This window comes from Neisseria musculi, assembly GCF_014297595.2.
GTDB lineage: Bacteria > Pseudomonadota > Gammaproteobacteria > Burkholderiales > Neisseriaceae > Neisseria > Neisseria musculi.
The window spans coordinates 2,734,353-2,756,748 of record NZ_CP060414.2 but is presented as its reverse complement, the minus strand read 5'-3'; the positions used below and the strand labels follow the sequence as shown (position 1 = coordinate 2,756,748).

Here is a 22,396-nt window from a genome sequence, read left to right as displayed (position 1 = left end):
ATCAATACATAACGCCCGAAATTCTTGATCCGATTCCAACAGTATCCAACCGGGTTGAAGTCCGGGCTGTGCGCAAAATCTGATAGCCTGCCGCTTCAAGCAAAATAGCAGTTTCCCCTTTATAAAAGGCAGTATGGCTTATCACCATAGAATTTTCGATCATAATACCTCTCTCAGAAAATCCGGCAAGCAGCACTGGTTTCACCCGACCGTCAAACATACTGTGGCTGACACGGCAATCAAACAACACCGACCACACAGGTTTGGTTCCTGCTTTACCGTGTGTGCCTACCCGCTGTTTCTCAACGCATAACCGCAAAAGCAAGAGCCGTCCTTTTATTTATATCCGAATGCATGATAGGGCGTTTTTAAACGGAGACTATGCAGCTGCTTTAGGAAGGTATACCTTCCCTACGGGCTTTCAGATGCCTGTGGCGTTTTCCGTAGATATGCCATTTTTCAAGGCGCTGCTGACATTTTCAAATGATCATTCGAAATATTGCTCAAATTCGTTGTGATCAATACCGATATCATCGACAACATTCTTAAATCAAGCTTCGTAGCTGATTTTCTGGAACTTTCTGTTTTCAGGCTAACACGATAGGGCAAGATTCTTTATACGGATTTTCAGTATTTCCGTCCTATACCCGTTTTTCAGACGGCCTATTTTTATACCGTCAACCCACCTTATTTTCAGAACAAGGCAACAAACCTGCCGACAATGCAAATAGTAAGAACCATTCTGTTGTCCCTCGACAGCCGAAAATCGTTCTCCTTGAGCCAAGGCACAGTGACACCATAACCAAAATAAAGTAGGTTCACTATATTGCCGGATTGGAAACCGCATCACATGAACATACCTATTACTACAACCACGATAGGGTTAAGCCTCAAATAAAAAGGACTGAGTCCTGTTCGGTACAGAATTCAGTCCTTAGAAACCGCTTGATTAAGCTGCCCGATTTGGAGCAATGCAAAAATATCAGGGCTTGTTATCGATACAGAAATGAAAGAGTGAAGGAGGGATAAATTAACCTTCGACTTTCACTTCTACACGGCGACCGGATGCATTGTTGCCTTGGGCAGCAGTCGTGTTTTCCGGTTTGCGCAATTCAATGTTTTTGGCATCAATGCCTTGCGCTTTCAAGAAATCTTCTACTGCCTGCGCACGGGCTTTCGACAGTTTTTCATTGGCTGCCGCATTGCCGGTGCTGTCAGTGTAGCCGCTGACAACCAATTTTTTGCCGTCTTTGCCGGCTCTAATCAGATCAGTCAGGATAATGGCCGCGTTGTTGGCCACTTCGCTTTTACCGGTAGCAAAGTAGAAGGTGCCGATGGGTGTGCCGGCTTGGGTGTCGTAAGTTACATCGGCATTGTCAACAACTAGCTCTGCAGAATCAGAGGCGGCTTGGGGAGCAGAAACCGCCGATTCGGAAGCCGGTGTTGTGCCCGCAGGCATACTGGCAGAAACAGCTTCAGTAGGTTTAGTCGGTGATTTACCGTCTTTATTGGACAAACCCCATACATAAGCGGTCATAATGTGCAGTTTGTCTTTATCCAAGAAATTGTCCCAAGCAGGCATTTGGTTGTGGCGGCCGTTGGTGATGGTTTCAATAATAGCTTTTTGGGTGCCGCCCCACAACCAAACATCATCTGTCAGATTCGGACCTAAGCCCTGAATGCCTTGGCCTTTGTCTCCGTGGCAGGTAAAGCAGTTAGCAGGCGGGCCGTTAAACAGCAGTTTGCCGCGTTCGGCACGGGCTTCATCGTATTGATCCTTACCTTTGGACAGCGACATTACATAGTTGGCAACGTCTTTTACACGCTCCTCACCCAAAGCAGGCCCCCAAGCAGCCATGATGCCGATACGGCCTTTTTGAATGGTTTCCTGGATTTTTTCTGGTTCACCGCCCCACAACCAATCGTGGTCAGTCAGATTGGGAAAGCCTTTAGAACCTTTGGCATCGGAACCGTGGCATTGGATACAGTAGGTATCAAACAGGTTCTTGCCGATGCGTTGAGCCTGAGGGTCTTTGGCTACCTGCTCAATCGGCATATCGGCAAATTTAGCATACAGTTTGCCGTATTGTTCATCTGCTTTTTGAACTTCTTTTTCGTATTGGTTGGCACTGCTCCAATTCAAATATCCTTTGTAGTCACCCAAACCGGGATATAAAAACAGATAGGCTGCGCCGAAAATCCAAGTGGCGATATAAAGCCAAAACCACCAGCGGGGCAGAGGATTGTTGTATTCTTCAATACCGTCCCATGAATGCCCCATGGTTTTCACGTCTTCACCTTTAGGTGGAGATTTAACTTTGTTTTGCGAAAGCAAAAGCCAAATCAAGCCGATGAAGCTGAGCAATACGATAACGGCAATGTATATATTCCAGAAATTGCTGGTAAATTGGGAAGTTGTGTTCATTATTTGCTCCGTTTGTCACGGGAAACCGGGTTAGCGATCGTTTTTTTCGTTATCAGGTATATCGTTATCTTCCATGATGCTGTTGGCGGCAGCATCATAATTACGTTTGTTGCGTTTGTTCAACACAACATACAAAACCAACATGAAACTGATAAATACCCATACGGTAAAGAGTGAACGCACCCAGTTGATATCCATGATGTTACCTTACGTTTTTCAGTGCCAAACCCAAACCTTGCAGGTAGGCAATCACAGCATCCAATTCTGATTTGTCGGCCAATTCTTCGGGTGCTTTTGCGATTTCTTCATTGCTGTAAGGTGTACCGATTGCACGTAGTGCTTTCATATGTTGCACGGTTGCTTCGGCATCTACTTTATTACGTGCCAACCACGGGAAAGCAGGCATATTGGATTCCGGCACCACATCACGCGGGTTCAGCAGGTGAAGGCGGTGCCATTCGTCTGAATAACGGCCACCCACCCGGGCCAAGTCTGGGCCGGTGCGTTTGGAACCCCACTGGAAAGGATGGTCGTAAACGGACTCACCACCGACTGAATAGTGGCCGTAACGTTCGGTTTCCGCACGGAACGGGCGGATCATTTGGGAGTGGCAGTTGTAGCAACCTTCACGTACATAAATATCACGTCCGGCCACTTGCAAAGCAGAGTAAGGTTTAACGCCTTTAATCGGCTCTGTTACCGATTTGGTAAAGAACAGCGGCACAATCTCAATCAAAAGGCCGATGCTGATCACCACAAAGGTACAAACAATCAACATGCCGACTTTTTCTTCGACTAATTGTTGTAATTTCATTTTGGTAGCCTGTCTTTCTTTTATCGTTAGTGATGTTGCGCTTGAGAAACGGCAGGAATTTCGGCATCAACAGGTTTGCCCCCGATAACGGTGCGGTAAACGTTGTAGGCCATAATTACCATCCCGCTCAGATACAGCAGGCCGCCTGCAAAGCGAATCATATAGAAAGGCATGCTGCGTTTTACCGATTCTACAAAAGAGTAGGTCAGAGTGCCGTCATCATTCAATGCTCCCCACATCAGACCCTGCATCACACCGGAAATCCACATAGAGGCGATGTATAGCACAACACCGATGGTTGCAATCCAAAAGTGAGCTTCAATCAGCTTGATGCTATACATTTCCCTTTTACCGAACAGGCGCGGAATCAGGTAGTAGATTGCACCGATGGTAACAAAGCCGACCCAACCCAAAGCGCCCGAGTGAACGTGTCCCACAGTCCAGTCGGTATAGTGGCTCAATGCGTTGACGGTTTTAATCGACATCATCGGACCTTCAAAAGTGGACATCCCGTAGAAAGAAAGGGAAACCACCAAGAATTTCAAAATCGGATCGGTGCGCAGTTTATGCCATGCACCCGACAGAGTCATAATGCCGTTAATCATACCGCCCCATGATGGAGCAAACAGAATCAGCGACAAAACCATACCCAACGACTGAGTCCAGTCGGGCAAAGCGGTATAGTGCAGATGGTGGGGGCCTGCCCACATATAAGTGAAAATCAACGCCCAAAAGTGCACAACAGACAAACGGTAAGAGTAAACCGGGCGGCCGGCCTGTTTGGGTACGAAGTAATACATCATGCCCAAAAAAGCGGCAGTCAGAAAGAAACCTACGGCATTATGGCCGTACCACCATTGAACCATGGCATCAATGGCACCCGAATAAACCGGGTAAGATTTCATGGCTCCGGCAGGAATAGCCAAGCTATTAACGATATGCAGCAGTGCCACTGCCAAAATAAATGCACCGTAGAACCAGTTGGCCACATAAATGTGTTTGATTTTCCGGGTAGCAATAGTGCCGAAGAAGACAACCGCATAGGCAACCCATACCAACGCAATCAGAATATCGATCGGCCATTCCAATTCGGCATATTCCTTACCCTGGGTGTAGCCCAGCGGCAAGGTGATGGCGGCTAAAACGATAACCAACTGCCATCCCCAAAAAGTAAAGGCAGGCAGCCATTTGCCGCCAAACAAACGCACATTGCAGGTGCGCTGTACCACATAATAGGACGTGGCGAACAGGCCGCAGCCGCCGAAAGCGAAAATCACCGCATTGGTGTGCAGCGGACGCAGACGGCCGAAGTGAAACCAAGGTCCGACATCCGCAAGATTGAGGGCGGGCAGAAACAGCTGGGCGGCGATAATCACGCCCACCAGCATGCCCACGATACCCCAAACTACAGTCATGACGGCAAACTGGCGCACCACCTTGTAGTTATATGTTTGCGTTTCCATAAGGGTCTCCATTAAACATGGCAATTTACATTTATCGGTTTGCTCCGGTTTGCTGAAACACGCCAAAGATATACCCGATTTTTCTTAATTTAACACCGCTCCCGCGTAAACCCGGGCAGCTTGCGGCTTTTCAAGCTTTGCATTTTAAATCAAAACCTGTCTGCTACCAAGCCGAATCGGTTCGAATATCCAACCTCCATCAGGCATACCGGCTTGCTTTCAGCCTGATTTTATTAGATTATAGGTTAGCTACATAAAGTTTCTTGATGTAAATCAAGTTTGTTGAACCATTACACAGGCTGCAACCGTGCCAAACCACTCCATTCTCCGCTACACCATTGTCCCCGTTCCTGCCGCCCATTTGTGGCGGATTTGCCTGAGTTTTTACCGAAAGGATAACAAACCCTTACAAATCAAGCTGCCCAACTGGGTGCCGGGCAGTTATCTGATTCGCGACTTTTCGCGCCACATTATCAGCATCGATGCTTTGTCGGACGGGCGGCCTGCCGTGCTTGAGCAGATATCCAAAAACGAATGGACTGCCGAATGCAGGGGGAAAGAGTGGCAAATCCACTACACTGTTTATGCGTTTGATTTATCCGTGCGCGGTTCGTTTTTAAGCACCGAACGCGGTTTTTTCGATGGTGCCTGCCTACTGCTCAATATTGTCGGCCTCGAAAACCAACCGCACCAAATCGCTTTCGAAGGGCTTCCCGAAGGCTGGCAGATTGCCACATCCATGCCTGGCGCAGGCAAACATATTTTTCAGACGGCCTCTTATGCCGCATTGATCGACCACCCCTTTGAGCTGGGCACATTTGAAACACTGCATTTTGAAGCCGGCTCGATTCCGCACCGCATCGTGCTGAGCGGCCGCTACCGCGACTTCGACCGCCCGCGTCTGCTTGAAGACATACAGAGAATCTGCACCGCCCAGCAGAATATGTTCCCCTCCCCCGCCCCGTTTCAGGAATACCTGTTTCTCCTGCATGTGGGCGATGATATTTACGGCGGTCTGGAACACATCAGCAGCACGGCGTTGTTGGCCGGCCGCAACAGCCTGCCCGCCCGCAACATGATTGAGCCCAACGATGCCTATATCCAACTGTTGGGGCTGTTCAGCCATGAGTATTTCCACGCCTGGAACGTCAAATCCATCAAGCCCGCCGCATTCCTGCCCTACCGTTTGGACAGCGAAAGCTACACCGAACAGCTCTGGGCGTTTGAGGGCATCACGTCTTATTACGATGATTTATTTCTCGTGCGCAGCGGCGTGATTGCACCGGAAGCTTATTTAAAGCTGCTGGCGCAAACCATCACCCGCGTGCAGCAAGGTAAAGGCCGTCTGAAACAAACGTTGGCGCAATCGAGTTTTACCGCGTGGAACAAATTTTACAAACCAAACGAAAACAGCCCCAACGCCATCGTCAGCTACTACCAGAAAGGTGCGCTGGCGGCTTTATGTCTGGATTTGCAGATCCGCAGCAAAAGCGCAGGCAAACACAGTTTGGACACGGTGATGCAGACGCTCTACCGCAATTGGTGCGAAAACGGCAAAGGCATCAAAGAGCGGCAATGGCAGGTATATTGCCAAGAGATAACCGGCTTGGACTTAAGCAGTTTTTTTCAGACGGCTTTATATTCCACCGACAATCTGCCCCTGCAAAACAGCCTGGAAACTGCGGGCGTAAAGCTGCAATGGCAGGCCGCGCCGTGCAACGGCGGCAGGACGGACGGCACAGAAACCACTCTTCCCGCCGGCGATTTGGGCGCGCGCTTCAAACAAAACGCCCACAGCATCACCCTAACCCATGTGTTCAACGGCGGCAGCGCCGAGCAGGCCGCACTCTGCCCGAAAGACACAATCATCGCCGTCAACGGCTTTGCCTGCACTGCTTTTGAGCAGCAGTGGCCGCAGTTTGAAATAGGCGAAACCCTGCACATCCACTACTTCCGCCACGGCGTGCTGCACGAAACCGATTTGACCGTACAGGCGGCGGAGGCCGATACCGCCGTATTGGAAATAACCGACCGTTATCTGCTAAAGCAGTGGCTGGGCGTGTAGCGCAGGCAGTGGCCAACGGTTTTTCAGACGGCCGCAACGCATTTTATTTACAGTGAATCCGCTTCATTTTCGGCGCAGAGCAGCAAACCGCAGGCAATGCAGATCCTGCGCAACCGGCTGCGCCTCCGATTGGCGGTTTGCCGGTTAAGCCGGCCGCACAACGCCGTAACGGAAATCAAGCCGGTTTACCATATCCAAACATTCGGCCGTCTGAAAATCAAACAGATTCAAAAAGGAGCAACCGATGAATATCCGCAAACTTGCCGAAGGGCTGTATATTGCCCCGCAGCTCACCCAAGCCGATGCGGCCGATGCGGCAGCTTTGGGCATACGCAGCGTGATCTGCAACCGCCCTGATGGCGAAGCCGACAACCAACCCGATTTTAATCAGGTGCGGCAATGGCTGGCCGATGCCGGCATCACCAACACGGCACACCAGCCCGTAACCGCACCCGCAATCAACGGGCAGGATGCCGCACGCTTCCAAGCTCTGATAAGCCAAGCCGAAAAACCGGTTTTGGCCTATTGCCGCACAGGCACACGCAGCGCCCTGCTGTGGGCTTACCATCAGGTACAGAACGGTTTGCCGGCGGCACAAGCCGTGGCGGCAGTCAAACAGGCAGGCGTGGACTTGAGCAGTTTCGAGCCGCGTTTGCAGGCAGCCGCAACAAACGGGCTGCCCGATAAATAACGTGTTAAAGACACGGTATGCCGAGATATGAAACAAAACCGGCATTTCAGACAAGCTTTTGTTGAAATGGATTTTTCCTTGTCTTCAGCGATAGCGGCAAACCAATCAAACCCACCGCCACAACTTACCGAAAGCCACCCCGCAGGCCGTCCGAACAATATTTCAGACGGCCTTTGGACATATCCTTTATAATTTATAATATTGACCGATTTAATATTCTTTTCAGACGGCCGCCGTGTTGCGGCCGTCTGAAAACCTTTTGGTAGAAAACATCATGAAATTTATAGACGAAGCCAAAATCGAAGTGGCGGCAGGCAGGGGCGGCAACGGCGCCGTGAGCTTCCGCCGCGAAAAATTCGTACCGCGCGGCGGGCCCGACGGCGGCGATGGCGGCAAAGGCGGCAGCGTATTTGCCGTGGCCGATGAAAACGTCAACACGCTGGTGGAATACCGTTTCGTCAAACGCTACCAGGCCAAAAACGGCGAAAAAGGCCACGGTTCCGACCGTTACGGCAAAGGTGCCGACAATATCGAACTGCCTATGCCGGTGGGCACCCTGATCCGCGACACCGACACCGGCGAACTGCTGGCCGACCTTACCCACCACGGCCAGCGCGTATGCGTGGCACGCGGCGGCAAAGGCGGCCTGGGCAACATCCACTTCAAATCATCGGTAAACCGCGCACCCAAACAGTCCACCCCCGGCGAAGAGGGAGAAGCGCGCAGCCTGAAGCTTGAATTGAAAGTATTGGCCGATGTCGGCCTGCTCGGCATGCCCAATGCCGGCAAATCCACCCTGATCCGCGCCGTTTCCGCCGCCCGCCCCAAAGTGGCCGACTACCCCTTCACCACCCTGCACCCCAACCTCGGCGTGGTGCGCATCAACGAAAACCACAGCTTCGTGATGGCCGACATTCCCGGCCTGATAGAAGGCGCGGCCGAAGGCGCGGGCTTGGGCCACCGCTTTTTGAAACACCTCTCGCGCACCGGCCTGCTGCTGCACGTGGTGGACTTGGCACCGTTTGACGAAAACGCCGACCCCGCTGCCGAAGCGCTGGCGCTGATTGAAGAGCTGCGCAAATACGATGAAGCGCTATACAGCAAGCCCCGCTGGCTGGTATTAAACAAACTCGATATGCTCGCGCCCGAAGAAGCCCAAGCGCGCACCGCCCGGTTTTTGGAACAAATCGGCTGGAACCACCCGCAGCCGGACGACAGCTTCGGCTTCGATATGCAAACCCCGCGCCTGTTTAAAATCAGCGCACTCACCCACGAAGGCACGCAGGATCTGGTGTATCAGACCAACACCTACCTCACCGAGAAAAAACGCCTGGCCGCCGAGGCGCAGGCAGCGCGGCAGATTGCGGCGGATATAGCGGCAGAACAGCCGAAAACCGATACGGCGGTGTTCAAAGCCGAATAGAAGCCGTCTGAAACTTTCTTTTCAGACGGCCTTGACCGGGAACATCGTTTAGACAAGGAACCTGCACATGCAAAAAAAACCGCCCGCCCTGCTTGCCGCCGCGCTGGCGGCCTGCACTGCCCCACCGTTTGAAACCGCCCCCGCAATCGGAGGAGGCCGCGATGCGCACAGCTGCATCACTTCGGCCGGGCAAAGCTGGTCAGTGTTGAAACAGCAGTGCATCCAACCGTTCGACAACCCCGATATCCAATTCGCCGACCCCGATAACGGCACGCTGGCGGTATATGTGTTATTGTCGGATGACAAATCCCGCGCCGAAGTGTCCGCCTCCGGCGTGCCGGAACACACCGTTTTGGAAAACGTGAAAGGCGGCTATGCCTCGCGCAACGGCAAGATCCGCCTGCTGCGCGGAAAGGGCGGCTGGAAACTGACAAAATAAAGCCTGAAACCCAAACCCAACGTTAAAATACACATGCCAATGACGGCAAGGCACTTAAAAAGGCCGTCTGAAAACCGTTTTTCTCACAGGAAACATAAAAATGAAAATGAAATGGCAGGCACGCCCTTCACACAGCAGCCGTATGCCCGAGCGCTGGTTCCGCCGCGCATTATGGCTGGTAGCCATTGTTTTCGCCCTCTTTTTGATCGGCCTGGGCGGGAAAATCATCGGCGAGCTGCCTACCGTGGGCCAATATAAAGTACTGCACGATTATATCGACCACGGCCGCTTCGACCCGCTGGAAAAAGAACGCCAAGCCATCGTGAAACAGCAGAATGCGCTCGGCGAAGCGATGGAGCAGGCGCGTCTCGCACTCGACAAACAGCAGGCGCAAACCCAAAAAGAGCAGGAAAGGTTCGACAACTGGCTGGCCGCCCGCGCCGTTACCGAGCAGTCTTCGCAAAACCCCGAAGTTATCCGCCAAACCCTCGCCCTAGACGGGTTGAAAAACAAAGAACAGCAGCTGCAGCAGAAAATCGATGCGCTCAGCCAGCAGCAGCTCGACAGCAACCAGCGGCACAGCCGCATCCAAGAGCAAATCGATCTTTTGGAACAAGAGGCGCAAGAGCGCAAAACCGCCGATGACCGCCGCATCGAATTAAAAACCTTTCTTTACCGCCTTGCCTTAACACTGCCCCTGCTCACCATCGCCGGCTACCTGTTTGCCAAACAGCGTCAATCCCGCTGGTGGCCGTTTGTGTGGGGGTTTATCTATTTTGCCCTGTTTGCGTTTTTTGTCGAGCTGGTGCCCTATCTGCCCAGCTACGGCGGATATGTGCGCTACCTTGTCGGCATCGTCATCACCGTATTGGCCGGCCGCTACGCCATCACAGCCATGAACCGTTATCTCGAGCGCAAAAAAGCCGAAGAAGCCCTACCCGGCAACCAGCGTCAGCAGCAAATGAGTTATGATGCCGCCCAACTGCGCATCAGCAAAAGCATCTGCCCCGGCTGCGAACGCCAGCTCAACTACCAGCAGCCCGATATGGATTACTGCCCCCATTGCGGCATCAATCTGTTTGATTATTGCAACCACTGCAAAATCCGTAAAAGCGCTTTCAACCGCTATTGCGCCGGCTGCGGCCACCCTGCCGGGCAGCCCGAAGCGCCGTAAAACTGCCGCCCGCGTTACGGCACCTTTCCACCGACTCAAGAAAAAAAACCATGCTGACCGTTTACAATACCCTAACCCGCCAAAAAGAACCGTTTGTGCCGCTCAACCCCGAAAACGTGCGTATGTATGTTTGCGGCATGACGGTTTACGACTACTGCCACCTCGGCCACGCCCGCGTGATGGTGGTGTTCGACATGGTGGCGCGCTGGTTGCGCGCGTGCGGCTACCCGCTCACTTATGTGCGCAACATCACCGACATTGACGACAAAATCATCGCCCGCGCCGCCGAAAACGGCGAAACCATCGGCGCGCTGACCGCACGCTTTATCCAAGCGATGAACGAAGATGCCGATGCGCTGGGCGTGTTGCGCCCCGATGCCGAGCCGAAAGCCACCGAACACATCGCCCCGATGATTGCCATGATCGAGCGGCTGATTGCCAACGGCAAGGCGTATCCTGCCGAAAACGGCGATGTTTACTACGCCGTGCGCGAATTTGCCGCCTACGGCCAACTATCGGGCAAATCGCTGGGCGACCTGCGCGCGGGCGAGCGGGTGGAAGTAGACGGCTTCAAGCGCGATCCGCTCGATTTCGTGCTGTGGAAAGCCGCCAAGCCCAACGAAGCCGATTTTTGGAACAGCCCGTGGGGCAAAGGCCGCCCCGGCTGGCACATCGAATGCTCGGCGATGGGCGGAAAATGGTTCGGCAACACCTTCGATATCCACGGCGGCGGTGCCGATTTGCAGTTTCCCCACCACGAAAACGAAATCGCCCAAAGCGTGGGCGCACACGGTGTCTGCCTGCATCACGAAGCGCACGGCAAAACCACAGCCAGCCATGTGAAATACTGGCTGCACAACGGCTTTATCCGCGTGGACGGCGAAAAAATGTCGAAATCACTGGGCAACTTCTTCACCATCCGCAACGTGCTCAAGCAATACGATCCCGAAGTGGTGCGCTTTTTTATCCTGCGCGCCCACTACCGCAGCCCGCTGAATTATTCCGATGCCCATCTCAACGATGCCAAAGGCGCGCTCACCCGCCTTTACACCGCCCTGAAAAACACCCCGCCCGCCGAAGTGGTCGCGCATGAAAACAGCAACGCCTACACCCGCCGTTTCCACACCGCGATGAACGATGATTTCGGCACCGCAGAAGCCGTTGCCGTGCTGTTCGAGCTGGCAGGCGAGGCCAACAAAACCAACAGCGCCGAACTGGCCGGATACTTGAAAGCACTGGCGGGCACCATCGGCCTGCTACAGCGCGATCCTCAGGCATTTTTGCAGGGCGGCAGCGTTTCAGACGGCCTTTCCAATGCCGACATCGAATCTCTGATCGAACAGCGCAAACAGGCGCGCGCGGCAAAAAACTGGGCCGAATCCGACCGCATCCGCGACCTGCTCAACGCCGAAAACATTATCTTGGAAGACGGCGCCGACGGCACCACCTGGCGGCGGGGGTAATCCGCCGGCCTGCCCCGCGCCGGTAACGCGGCAGCCGTTATCCGACCCCAAGCCGTCTGAAGATGACCGCGCCGCACCATGCGCTCCGCAACCCGCCGAAACCCTGCGCGGCAGGTTGGCAAAGCCGGTAAACTTTTGCGGCCGCTTTTGCATGCTGCCGATATTTCAGTTTGCAAGCGAAACAAAACCCAGGCCGTCTGAATGTTTCAGACGGCCTGGGTTTTGTTTTACAATCTGCCCGTTGTGTTCCGATATTTTTGCAGAGGAAATTTTATGCCGCCCTCCCCTTTCCGTTTTTTTGTGCCGGCCGTGGCCGCTCTGTTGCTTGCCGCCTGCGGCGGGCAGGAACAAACCGCCGGTGCTGCCGCAACCCCGGCTGCCGACACCGTTACCCGCAACAATGTTACCGAGCCGCAGTCGCTCGACCCGCACCAGATTACCGGCGTGCCTGAAATCAATGTGGTGCGCGACCTGCTGGAAGGCTTGGTAGAAACCGATGAAAAAGGCGCGGTGGTTCCCGCCGCCGCCGAATCGTGGCAAAGTGCCGATAACAAAGTGTGGACGTTCAAACTGCGCGAAGGCCTGAAATGGAGCAACGGCGAGCCGTTCACCGCCGAAGATTTCGTTTACAGCTGGCGGCGTTTGGCCGATCCGAAAACCGCTTCGCAATACGCCACTTATCTTCAGACGGCCAAAATCGAAAACATCGATGAAATCTTAACGGGCAAAAAGCCGCCCGAAACGCTCGGCGTGAAAGCCGTTGATCCGCAAACGCTGCAAGTTACCCTCACGGCAGCGGTGCCTTATTTCCCGCAAATGCTGTATCACGCCGCCACCAAGCCCGTGCACCGTACCACTGTGGAAAAACACGGCGCGAAATGGACGCAGCCTGAAAATTTTGTCGGCAACGGCCCCTATGTGATGAAAAAATGGGTAGTAAACGAGCGCATCGAGTTGGCAAAAAACCCGCAATACCGCGATGCCGCCAACGTGAAAATCGATAACGTGGTGTTTCTGCCCGTGGGCTCGCAAACCGATGATGTGGCCCGTTACGAAGCGGGCGAAATCGACATCACCGATGCGCTGCCGCCTGAAATGTATACCAAGCTGCAAGAAAAATATCCGCAAGAATTAAAGCGCAGCCCCTATCTCTGCACCTATTATCTGGAAATCAACCACCAAAAAACCCCGTTTGACGATGTGCGCGTGCGCAAGGCACTGTCGCTGGCTTTAGACCGTGAAACCATCGCTGCCAAAGTACTGGGGCGCGGCGAAGAACCGGCCTACAACCTGACCCGAACAGGCACTGCGGGCTTTGTGCCCTACACGCCGGAATGGAGCAGGCTCGATCAGGCTTCCCGCGCGGCAGAAGCGAAAAAACTGCTGGCCGAGGCAGGATATAGCGAAAGCAATCCGCTCACCTTCAATTTTCTCTACAACACTTCGGAGCAGCATAAAAAAATCGCCGTGGCCGCCGCTTCGATGTGGCAGCAGGCACTGGGTTTCGTGAAAGTGAACCTTGAAAACCAAGAGTGGAAAACCTATCTCGACAACCGCCGCAGCGGCAACTACCAAATCGCCCGCGCATCGTGGTGCGGCGACTACAACGAACCCTCCACGTTTTTAAACACCCTGCAGTCGGCCAACAGCAGCAACCGCGCTTTCTATAAAAACGCCGCCTACGATGCCCTGCTGGCAAAAACCCTGCAGCCGGGCGTGGGCGTTAAAGAACGCGCCGCCCTTTACACGCAGGCCGAGGCGCAAATCGATAAAGACAGCGCGGTGATTCCCGTTTACGGCTATGTGAATTCGCGGCTGGTCAAACCGCGCATCGGCGGCTATTCCACCGAAGACGTGCTCAACGAGCTGCCGAGCAAGCGGCTGTTTATCCGTCAATAATGTGTTTGCGAATGTGTTTGCAGTAAACCTCGAAGGCCGTCTGAAAATATTTTCAGACGGCCTTCGGCTTTTCAAGCGGCTTCTGTTTTGCAAACCGCCCCTGCCAATACGGCCTTTGGATTGCAACCGTGCCAATCTGCTTGCAGATGGTTTTTGCCCGGGCGGTGCAAGTTTGCAGCAGGATAATGCCAAAAGTTGATTTTAATTATCATTTATTTTAAATTGTGCCATAATGAACCATCTCATGAGTTTGACCGACAACAGGAGAAACAAGATGGCCACCCGCACCGAGCACGACACGATGGGCAATGTAGAAGTGCCCGCCGATGCTTATTGGGGCGCGCAAACCCAGCGCAGCCGCAACAATTTCAAAATCGGCGGCGAAACCCTGCCGCAGCCTTTGATTCACGCTATAGCATTGGTTAAAAAAGCCGCTGCCGCCGCCAATGCCGCGCTCGGCCGCATCCAACCCGAACAGGCTGATTTGATTACCCGCGCCGCCGATGATGTGCTGGCAGGCAGGTTGGACGGCCAGTTTCCGCTGGTGGTGTGGCAAACCGGCTCGGGTACACAGTCGAATATGAATATGAACGAAGTGCTGGCCAACCGCGCCAACGAATTGGCGGGAACGGGTTTGGCGGCCTACCGCCCCGTGCATCCCAACGATCATGTGAACCACGCGCAATCAACCAACGACTCTTTCCCCACCGCCATTCACGTTGCCGCCGCCATCGAAATCAACCGTCTGCTGATTCCTGCCGTAACCGCCCTGCGCGACACGCTTGCGGCCAAAGCCGAAGCATTTCAGCCGATTGTAAAAATCGGCCGCACCCACCTGCAAGATGCCACGCCTCTCACCCTGGGGCAGGAATTCTCAGGCTATGTGTCGCAGCTTGATCACGGCCTGGGCCGTCTGAACGATGCCCTGCAAGGCTTATACGAGCTGCCTTTGGGCGGCACCGCTGTCGGCACAGGTTTGAACAGCCACCCCGATTATGCGGTAACCGCCGCCGCCGAACTGGCCGCACTCTCCGGGCTGCCGTTTATCACCGCGCCCAACAAATTCGAAGCGTTGGCCGGCCGCGATGCCTGCGTGTATGCCTCGGGCGCGCTGAAAACGCTGGCGGCAAGTTTGAACAAAATTGCCAACGATATCCGCTGGCTGGCATCCGGCCCGCGCTGCGGCTTGGGCGAAATCAAAATCCCCGAAAACGAGCCCGGCTCCTCGATCATGCCCGGCAAAGTCAATCCAACCCAGTGCGAAGCGATGACGATGGTGTGCTGCCAGGTGTTCGGCAATGATGTAACCATCGGCATGGCGGGCGCATCGGGCAATTTCGAGCTGAACGTGTATATGCCCGTGATTGCCTACAATCTTCTGCAATCGATACGCCTTTTAGGCGATGCCTGCAACAGCTTCAACGAACATTGCGCCGTGGGCATCGAACCTGTGCCGGAGAAAATCGATTATTTCCTGCACCATTCGCTGATGCTGGTAACGGCGTTAAACCGCAAGATTGGCTACGAAAATGCGGCCAAAGTAGCCAAAACCGCTTATCACAACGATAAATCGCTGCGGGAAACCGCCATTGCGCTGGAGCTGTTGAGCGCAGAAGAGTTTGACGGGCTGGTGAAGCCGGAAGACATGGTGGCACCGCGCTGATGGTCGGCGATGGCCGGGCAAAGGCCGTCTGAAACAGAACCTGCCGTTTTCAGACAGCCTTTGCGCTTGATTAAGAATCAACCATCCAACACATTAATGGTAATTAAAGAAAAAAGCAGGCCGGCAGCGGGCTTCAGATAACGCAAATAATGCAGCCGGGCAGGATAACCGCTTTGATGCTTTAAAACGGGTGGGCTGCAATATAGCGGATTTACTTTATGGCCGCTATCCGACAAGCGGCGGGCATTGCAGACAACATGCAGCCCGGCTCTGTTGCCGCAACCGTTTTCTTCAAACCCAAGCGCAACAACACCGCAACAGAAATAAAGGCGGGTTCATCCCGGCCGTCTGAAGCGTTTCAGACGGCCGGTTTGTATTTGTTGTGGCGCAAAGATGAAACGGTTTGCCAAAATTCAGGCGGTATCGGCATTTTGTAAGGACGGGGCGGAAAATGGGCAAGGCGGGCAGGCCGTCTGAAGGCCTATCCGCGAATCCCTGCATTTCTGCAAGCCGTTTCCCGGGCAGGATTGTCCCAACCCGACCGATACCGGTTTCTCAAGCTGCCGATGCCCCCGGAGGGGAATAACATTACCCGCAACGCTGCACCTGCCTGAAGATATTGAGCCGTCTGAAACTCTCAGACGGCCTGTTTCAACCGCCTTGCCGGAAATTTTTCAACCGTGCGCTTCAAAGGGTTTCCCCGTTTTTACGGTACGGCAAGCAGCATCAACGGTTCAGGCCGTCTGAAAGTTTCAGACGGCCTGGCTGTTGCGCGCTCCTAAAAGATTAGGCTTCTACCGGAATGATGCCGATTTTTTCCTGCCATTGTTTCGGTGCAACGGCATGCACCGATTTGCCCCTTGAATCTACAGCCACGGTAACCGGCATATCTTTGACTTCAAATTCGTAAATCGCTTCCATACCCAATTCGGGGAAGGCCACCACTTTGGCCGCTTTGATGGCTTTGGCCACCAAATAGGCGGAACCGCCCACGGCCATCAGGTAAACGGCTTGGTTGTCGGCAATGGCTTGACAGGCTTCGGCACCGCGCTCCGATTTGCCGATCATGCCCAACAGGCCGGTTTGTTCGAGCATCTGGCGGGTGAATTTGTCCATGCGGGTGGCGGTGGTGGGGCCGGCAGGGCCGACTACTTCATCGCGCACGGGATCAACGGGGCCCACATAGTAAATCAGCTTGTTGGTGAAATCCACCGGCAGTTGCCTGCCTTGGTCGAGCATATCGGTCATGCGTTTGTGGGCGGCATCGCGGCCGGTGTAGATTTTGCCGTTTAAGAGCAATACATCGCCCATTTTCCAGGTGGCCACTTCTTCTTTGGTGAGCTGGTTTACATCTACGCGTTTGCCGTTGTCGGGGCTGTAGGTGATATCTGGCCAGTCTTCGAGGCTGGGTGGGTCGAGCTTCGCGGGGCCGGTGCCGTCAAGCTCGAATTCGATGTGGCGGGTAGCGGCGCAGTTGGGAATCATGGCCACGGGCTTGGAAGCGGCGTGGGTGGGGTAGTCGAGAATTTTCACGTCCAACACGGTGGTGAGCCCGCCCAAACCCTGCGCGCCCACCCCCAGCGCGTTCACTTTTTCATAAAGCTCCAAACGCAGGGCTTCGGTAGTGGAAAGTTCGGCGCCGGATTGGGCTTTTTCCTGCAACTCTTGGATATCGATATGCCCCATCAGGCTTTCTTTGGCCATCAGGGCGGCTTTTTCGGGCGTGCCGCCGATGCCGATACCCAAAATGCCGGGCGGACACCAGCCGGCGCCCATTTGCGGAATGGTTTTAACCACCCAATCGACAATGCTGTCGGAAGGGTTGAGCATGGCCGTTTTGGTTTTGTTTTCGGAGCCGCCGCCTTTGGCCGCGCAGATGACTTCGACTTTACCGCCTTTCACGATTTCCATATGCACCACGGCGGGGGTGTTGTCTTTGGTGTTGGTGCGTTTGCCGGCAGGGTCGGCCAAAACCGAGGCGCGCAGGGTGTTGTCGGGGTGGGTGTAGGCGCGGCGCACGCCCTCGTCAACCATTTCCTGAATGCTCAAATCAGCATCCCACTGCACGTTCATGCCCACTTTTAAAAACACGGTGGCAATGCCGGTATCCTGGCAGATGGGGCGGCGGCCTTCGGCACACATGCGGCTGTTGACCAGAATCTGCGTCATCGCATCTTTGGCGGCCGGGTTTTCTTCTTTCTGCCACGCTTTATATAAAGCCCGAATGTAATCGACCGGGTGGTAGTAGCTGATGAACTGGAAAGCATCGGCAATGCTTTGGATAAAGTCTTCCTGTTTGACAATCGTCATGGTTGTGTTCCTTAAGATTTGTTTTGTTGAAACTTTTTTCATTTTACCACAAAGGCACCACACATTTTTCAGACGGCTGTTTTCCTGCTGCCGGCCCGGCAGGAAAAGCATACCGCCCGGCAAGGCAGATTGGTGCCGGCCGACACTTGCCCATCAGGAGCGGATGAAGGTTGCAAAACTACACAAAACCGCGCCAACAATCCGAAACAACACAGTTAAAGATGCGGCCGTCTGAAAAAGCATGGCGCATCATAACAGCAAATTAAATTATATTATTTGTTGTAAAACAAAAATTTAATTAAATAAAAGACATTGTTACCCAGGGTAGGGTTGATTGTAGTCAAACAACAAATCCAAAGATGGGTGAGGCGGTTTTACTTAGAATAAAATTACAAAAAAACCGAATCGGGAACGATAAAGCCCATTGGATATCCAGCTTCTGCCGACAGGCAGCCTGCCGCCTGGGTGCGGCACATCTCTATAATGAAAAATTATTACAGGAACACAAACAATGAGTGAAGAATCTTTGAGCCTGATTATCGATGGGCGCGAAATACAAGCCTCCCCCGAACACTCGATTATTCAGGCCTATGCCCGCTCCGGGCATGTGCTCACGGCCAATGTGGGCTGCATGGGGCAGGGTGTGTGCGGGTCGTGCCGCTGCATGGTACGCCGGGAAGGCGAGCGCGAAGTTACCACGGCATTGGGCTGCGAAACCAAAGTAGAACAGGGTATGCAGGTGAGTTTTATGGATTACTTCATGCCCGAGCATGTGCATTATTACGATATGGAAGATGTGGGCGACGGCTGGAGCAGGCTGGACGACACCGCGCGCTTTTTCCCCGAAGCCGCCCACTGCCGCCATTGCGGCGGCTGCAACCGCGCCTGCCCCAAGGGCTTGAGCGTGGAAGAGGGAGTAGCGCAGGTGGTGGCGGACGATTTTTCAGCCGCCACCATCACTTTTGACGAATGCGTGATGTGCAATCTCTGCACACTGGCCTGCCCCGAAAACATCCGCCCCAACCATGTGGGGCTGTTTGCACGCCGTATGAAAGCCGCGCGCACGCTGCGCCCCATTGACCTGATGCGCCGTCTGCAGCAAATCAACAGCGGTGCCATGAGCGTAGATATCCACGCAGAGGAGGCGCGGCCATGAACGCCAACATAAACGGCATTGCCTACGAACAAGCCTTGCAAACATTGCGCCATTCCAAACTGGAAATGCGCAGCGGTTTGCCGCCGAAAGACACGCTGCTCAACGGCTACCACCCCGATTACCGCCCCGATGCGCGCACGGTGCTGCCGGTGGGCGCCAACGCAGGCAGCAGCTGCCACCCGCACGTAGCGGAGCTGCTGCTGAGCCGACCGCTGATTAACGATTTCGACCTGGCCGGTGCCGAACATCTCGACACCGATGTGCTGGTTATCGGCGGCGGCGGTGCCGGTGCGGCGGCGGCACTGGCAGCGGCCGAAGCAGGCGCATCGGTGGCGATTGCCAACAAGCTGCGGCTGGGCGACAGCAACACCGTGATGGCCGAAGGCGGCATTCAGGCGGCCGTGGGCGAAGAAGACAGCCTGCAACAGCATTATGAAGACACCCTCAAAGGCGGCCACCACGCCGGCAACAAACAACTGATTGCACAAATGGTTTCAGACGGCCCCTCGGTTATCCGCTGGCTGATCGGCATCGGCATGAATTTCGATATGGTGAAAGACCGGGGCAACAGCAAACGCCTGCAACGCAAGCGCGCAGGCGGCACCGCCGTGCCGCGCATCTTGTGCTACCGCGATTTCACCGGCCTCGAGCTGATGCGCGTGCTGCGCGAAGCGGTTTAGCTCGAGCGCGGCATCACCCAGCTCAACCGCTGCCCCGCCATCGAGCTGCTTTCAGACGAGCACGGCTGTTGCACCGGTGCAGTTTTATATGATTTGGAACGCCGCAAACTGCTGGTCGCACACGCCAAAGCCGTGATTCTGGCCACCGGCGGCAGCGGCCGTCTGCATTTGCAGGGGTTTGCCACCTCCAACCACTACGGCGCCACCGCAGACGGTTGGTGATGGCCTACCGCATGGGGGTGAAGCTGCGCGATTTGGATTCTTTCCAATACCACCCCACCGGCGTGGCCTATCCCGCCCATCTCGAAGGCGTGTTGGTTTCAGAAGCCGTGCGCTCCGCCGGCACCCATCTGGTAAACGGCCTGGGCGAGCGTTTTGTCGATGAACTGCAACCGCGCGACGTGGTGGCTGCCGCCATTTTGCGCGAAGTGGCCGAAGGGCGCGGCGTGGTGCGCGGCAAACAGGCAGGCGTGTTTTTGGATACGCCGCGCCTGATTGCCAAAGACCCCGAAGTGCTCAAACGGCTGGTGTCGCTCGCACACGTTGCCCGCAAATGCGGCATCGACCCCGCGCAGGAGCCGTTGCTGATACACCCGACCCTGCACTATCAAAACGGCGGCATGGAGATTGACGGCAACGGTGCCACTTCCGTTCCCGGCCTTTATGGTGCAGGCGAAGTAACCGGCGGCATACACGGCCGCAACCGCCTGATGGGCAACGCCCTGCTCGACATCATCAGCTTCGGCAGGCGCGCCGGTGCCGCCGCCGCTGCCGGCATGGTGCATTCGGCACACCCGTTCCAGAAAAAGCGCGGCGGCTTCGCCCACATCTACAACCTTCAGCGCGAACTGACGCGCGCCGGCATCCGCAGCCGGGTAAAAGCACCGGTGCTGTATCCCGATTACGGCACATTCGATTTGCGCAAACACGCGGGGCTTCAGGAGACAGAAAATGAGTGAAGCCAACACCGTTTCAGACGGCCTTTCAAAAAGCGGTTCGACTTCAGGAGAGCGGAAAATGAACGCAGCCAACACCTTATTGATGCACCCTTCGCGTTCGGTGGGTGCCGACTTGCAGGCGTGGATTCAAGCGGGAGGCGGCGAAGGGCTGCTGGCGGCTCTGGCAGACACAGGCCGCATTATCGACACCTTGCGCGATGCCAATCTTGCCGGCATGGGCGGCGCCGGTTTTCCTTCCTGGCGCAAATGGGAAGCCGCAGCCGCCGCAGGCAACGGCGGCGACAAATACATTGTGTGCAACGGCAACGAAGACGAACCGGGCACCTTCAAAGACCGCTACCTGCTCTCGCACACCCCCCACCAAGTGATTGAAGGCATGCTGGTTGCCGCAGCCGCTGTAGGCGCCAACCATGTGGTGCTGTATATCAACCCGCACCAAACCGAATCCGTTGCCGCCGTTGCCGCCGCAATCAAAGAATGGCAGGGCAGCGGCCTGATGGGCAGGCTGGAAGCCTTTCTCGGCAAACCCGTGCATTTGAAACTGGTCGAAACCTCGGGGCGCTACATCGGCGGCGAAGAAACCGCCGTGGTTTCCTGGCTTGACGGCGGCTTTCCGTTTCCGCGCCGCAAACCGCCCTATCCCGCCGAGAGCGGGGTAAACGGCCGGCCCACGCTGATCAACAACACCGAAACCTTCGCCAATGTGCCGCATATTCTGCGCAACGGCGCAGAGTGGTACCGCAGCCTGGGCATCGGTGAAGCCTCCGGCACCAAACTCTATTCACTCTCGGGCGACGTGCTCAACCCCGGCCTTTACGAACTGCCGATGGGCACCACCCTGCACGAGCTGGTTTTCATACACGGCGGCGGAATGCTCGAAGGCCGCGCCTTCAAGGCCGTGTTTACCGGCGGCCCCTCCAACACCCTGCTGACCGCTGCCGATTTGGATGTGCCGCTCGATTTCGCATCGGTACGCGCGCGCCTCTCCAGCTTGGGCACGGGCGCGATGATTGTGATTTCCGAAGGCACCAGCGTGGTGCGCAAAGTGGCCGAATATGTGGAATTTTTCGCCACCAATTCGTGCGGTCAATGCCCGCCGTGTAAAGGCGGCACCTTCCAGATTGCCCGCCTGCTCAACCGCATCGACAGCGGCGTAAGCACCGAAGACGACCTTCGCGCCCTGCAAAGCCTGTGCCGTCTGCTGCCCGGCAGCGGCCGCTGCGCTCTGATAGACGGCGCGGTAACGGTAACACAAAGCTCGATGCGCACCTTTCCGCAAGAATACGGCCTGGCAGCAGAAACACAATAAAGGCTGTGCGGGCAAGCAACGACAGGCTTTTCAGACGGCCAAGAGCCGCTGCGCCGCAACATCCAAAGCACCCAAAACCAAAGGGACGGACACGTTTCAGACGGCTGCAAACCGCTTGCCCGAAACCACAACGCAGGCCGTCTGAAAGCCGAGCCGAACGGGGCAGCCGCCGTTTGGCCGGCGGGGCGGGCGGCAAATTTTTACGGTTGCGCAGAAATATGGCAGATACGGTCAAACTGCAACGGACGCAGCGAGCGGGTAAAAATTAAAACGTCAAGCGGCCGTTTGTTTTCAAAATACTTTCAGACGGCCGAAACCGCTGCATCTGAAACCTGAAAAACGTGTTTCAGACGGCCTGAAAACGCGGCCGTCTGAAAACCGAACTCGAAAGCCGAAAATGCGCCTGCTGTTTGCTGCCCGGCCTGCGCACGGCGCAGACAAAGTTTCCGTTATGTTTTCCGAT

General features: G+C 55.1%; 17 protein-coding genes and 1 pseudogene. 12 read left to right on the top strand and 6 right to left on the bottom strand.

Features of this window, described 5'->3' with window-relative positions; all coding sequences use genetic code 11:
• Position 1: 1 nt before the first annotated feature.
• The 5 genes from H7A79_RS14185 to ccoN form a co-directional block, all read right to left on the bottom strand.
• Positions 2-325: a hypothetical protein gene (locus tag H7A79_RS14185; protein WP_187000588.1), complete on the bottom strand. Its 324-nt coding sequence runs from the start codon at positions 323-325 to the stop codon at positions 2-4.
• Positions 326-1,030: 705 nt separating this feature from the next.
• Positions 1,031-2,425 carry a cytochrome-c oxidase, cbb3-type subunit III gene (gene ccoP / locus H7A79_RS14180; protein ID WP_187000587.1) on the bottom strand — a complete coding sequence of 465 codons (1,395 nt, stop codon included), beginning with the start codon at positions 2,423-2,425 and terminating at the stop codon, positions 1,031-1,033.
• 30 nt (positions 2,426-2,455) lie between these two features.
• Positions 2,456-2,623, bottom strand: a complete 168-nt coding sequence (locus H7A79_RS14175) for a cbb3-type cytochrome oxidase subunit 3 (RefSeq protein ID WP_135034084.1) — start codon at positions 2,621-2,623, stop codon at positions 2,456-2,458.
• A 4-nt stretch (positions 2,624-2,627) separates the two neighbouring features.
• Positions 2,628-3,239: a cytochrome-c oxidase, cbb3-type subunit II gene (ccoO, locus tag H7A79_RS14170; protein WP_135034083.1), complete on the bottom strand. Its 612-nt coding sequence runs from the start codon at positions 3,237-3,239 to the stop codon at positions 2,628-2,630.
• Between the two features lie 26 nt (positions 3,240-3,265).
• Positions 3,266-4,702 carry a cytochrome-c oxidase, cbb3-type subunit I gene (ccoN, locus tag H7A79_RS14165; protein WP_187000586.1) on the bottom strand — a complete coding sequence of 479 codons (1,437 nt, stop codon included), beginning with the start codon at positions 4,700-4,702 and terminating at the stop codon, positions 3,266-3,268.
• Positions 4,703-5,024: 322 nt separating this feature from the next.
• On the opposite strand from ccoN, the gene H7A79_RS14160 reads away from it, so the two are divergent.
• The 9 genes from H7A79_RS14160 (at position 5,025) to H7A79_RS14120 (ending at position 15,956) form a co-directional block, all read left to right on the top strand.
• Positions 5,025-6,767 carry a M61 family metallopeptidase gene (locus H7A79_RS14160; protein ID WP_187001740.1) on the top strand — a complete coding sequence of 581 codons (1,743 nt, stop codon included), beginning with the start codon at positions 5,025-5,027 and terminating at the stop codon, positions 6,765-6,767.
• A 244-nt stretch (positions 6,768-7,011) separates the two neighbouring features.
• The gene (locus H7A79_RS14155; protein WP_187000585.1) at positions 7,012-7,458 is read left to right on the top strand and encodes a TIGR01244 family sulfur transferase; all 447 of its coding nucleotides are present in this window, start codon (positions 7,012-7,014) and stop codon (positions 7,456-7,458) included.
• A gap of 274 nt (positions 7,459-7,732) precedes the next feature.
• Positions 7,733-8,881, top strand: a complete 1,149-nt coding sequence (gene obgE, locus H7A79_RS14150; protein ID WP_187000584.1) for a GTPase ObgE — start codon at positions 7,733-7,735, stop codon at positions 8,879-8,881.
• Positions 8,882-8,948: 67 nt separating this feature from the next.
• Positions 8,949-9,320, top strand: coding sequence for a hypothetical protein (locus H7A79_RS14145; RefSeq protein ID WP_187000583.1), 372 nt, complete (start codon positions 8,949-8,951; stop codon positions 9,318-9,320).
• A gap of 100 nt (positions 9,321-9,420) precedes the next feature.
• Positions 9,421-10,494 carry a zinc ribbon domain-containing protein gene (locus H7A79_RS14140; RefSeq protein WP_246407972.1) on the top strand — a complete coding sequence of 358 codons (1,074 nt, stop codon included), beginning with the start codon at positions 9,421-9,423 and terminating at the stop codon, positions 10,492-10,494.
• 50 nt (positions 10,495-10,544) lie between these two features.
• Positions 10,545-11,957: a cysteine--tRNA ligase gene (cysS, locus tag H7A79_RS14135; RefSeq protein WP_187000582.1), complete on the top strand. Its 1,413-nt coding sequence runs from the start codon at positions 10,545-10,547 to the stop codon at positions 11,955-11,957.
• Positions 11,958-12,230: 273 nt separating this feature from the next.
• The gene (locus H7A79_RS14130) at positions 12,231-13,856 is read left to right on the top strand and encodes an ABC transporter substrate-binding protein (protein ID WP_187000581.1); all 1,626 of its coding nucleotides are present in this window, start codon (positions 12,231-12,233) and stop codon (positions 13,854-13,856) included.
• A gap of 274 nt (positions 13,857-14,130) precedes the next feature.
• Positions 14,131-15,519, top strand: coding sequence for a class II fumarate hydratase (gene fumC, locus H7A79_RS14125; RefSeq protein WP_187000580.1), 1,389 nt, complete (start codon positions 14,131-14,133; stop codon positions 15,517-15,519).
• 218 nt (positions 15,520-15,737) lie between these two features.
• On the top strand, positions 15,738-15,956 hold the full coding sequence (locus H7A79_RS14120; RefSeq protein WP_135033286.1) for a hypothetical protein: 219 nt from the start codon (positions 15,738-15,740) through the stop codon (positions 15,954-15,956).
• Between the two features lie 349 nt (positions 15,957-16,305).
• Here the strand turns inward: H7A79_RS14120 and H7A79_RS14115 are convergent, their stop codons facing one another.
• Positions 16,306-17,829 (bottom strand): fumarate hydratase, encoded by a 1,524-nt coding sequence (locus H7A79_RS14115; RefSeq protein ID WP_187000579.1) that lies wholly within the window; start codon positions 17,827-17,829, stop codon positions 16,306-16,308.
• A gap of 511 nt (positions 17,830-18,340) precedes the next feature.
• Here H7A79_RS14115 and H7A79_RS14110 point away from each other — a divergent pair.
• From H7A79_RS14110 to H7A79_RS14100, 3 genes and pseudogenes are all read left to right on the top strand, one after another.
• The gene (locus tag H7A79_RS14110; RefSeq protein WP_187000578.1) at positions 18,341-18,985 is read left to right on the top strand and encodes a 4Fe-4S dicluster domain-containing protein; all 645 of its coding nucleotides are present in this window, start codon (positions 18,341-18,343) and stop codon (positions 18,983-18,985) included.
• Positions 18,982-20,624: pseudogene (locus H7A79_RS14105) on the top strand (FAD-binding protein). Before H7A79_RS14110 ends, H7A79_RS14105 begins: the two are co-directional and overlap by 4 nt.
• Positions 20,625-20,682: 58 nt before the next feature.
• Positions 20,683-21,933: a complex I 51 kDa subunit family protein gene (locus H7A79_RS14100; protein WP_187001738.1), complete on the top strand. Its 1,251-nt coding sequence runs from the start codon at positions 20,683-20,685 to the stop codon at positions 21,931-21,933.
• Positions 21,934-22,396: the final 463 nt, after the last annotated feature.

Excerpts from the sequence above, each read along its gene's own strand:
- H7A79_RS14120 (WP_135033286.1), top strand. The coding sequence starts at position 15,738 with ATGGCCGCTATCCGACAAGCGGCGGGCATTGCAGACAACATGCAGCCC.
- H7A79_RS14100 (WP_187001738.1), top strand. The coding sequence starts at position 20,683 with ATGAACGCAGCCAACACCTTATTGATGCACCCTTCGCGTTCGGTGGGT.
- H7A79_RS14175 (WP_135034084.1), bottom strand. The coding sequence starts at position 2,623 with ATGGATATCAACTGGGTGCGTTCACTCTTTACCGTATGGGTATTTATC.
- ccoN (WP_187000586.1), bottom strand. The coding sequence starts at position 4,702 with ATGGAAACGCAAACATATAACTACAAGGTGGTGCGCCAGTTTGCCGTC.
- H7A79_RS14145 (WP_187000583.1), top strand. The coding sequence starts at position 8,949 with ATGCAAAAAAAACCGCCCGCCCTGCTTGCCGCCGCGCTGGCGGCCTGC.
- obgE (WP_187000584.1), top strand. The coding sequence starts at position 7,733 with ATGAAATTTATAGACGAAGCCAAAATCGAAGTGGCGGCAGGCAGGGGC.
- H7A79_RS14140 (WP_246407972.1), top strand. The coding sequence starts at position 9,421 with ATGAAAATGAAATGGCAGGCACGCCCTTCACACAGCAGCCGTATGCCC.
- cysS (WP_187000582.1), top strand. The coding sequence starts at position 10,545 with ATGCTGACCGTTTACAATACCCTAACCCGCCAAAAAGAACCGTTTGTG.
- H7A79_RS14110 (WP_187000578.1), top strand. The coding sequence starts at position 18,341 with ATGAGTGAAGAATCTTTGAGCCTGATTATCGATGGGCGCGAAATACAA.
- H7A79_RS14155 (WP_187000585.1), top strand. The coding sequence starts at position 7,012 with ATGAATATCCGCAAACTTGCCGAAGGGCTGTATATTGCCCCGCAGCTC.
- ccoO (WP_135034083.1), bottom strand. The coding sequence starts at position 3,239 with ATGAAATTACAACAATTAGTCGAAGAAAAAGTCGGCATGTTGATTGTT.
- ccoP (WP_187000587.1), bottom strand. The coding sequence starts at position 2,425 with ATGAACACAACTTCCCAATTTACCAGCAATTTCTGGAATATATACATT.
- fumC (WP_187000580.1), top strand. The coding sequence starts at position 14,131 with ATGGCCACCCGCACCGAGCACGACACGATGGGCAATGTAGAAGTGCCC.
- H7A79_RS14115 (WP_187000579.1), bottom strand. The coding sequence starts at position 17,829 with ATGACGATTGTCAAACAGGAAGACTTTATCCAAAGCATTGCCGATGCT.
- H7A79_RS14130 (WP_187000581.1), top strand. The coding sequence starts at position 12,231 with ATGCCGCCCTCCCCTTTCCGTTTTTTTGTGCCGGCCGTGGCCGCTCTG.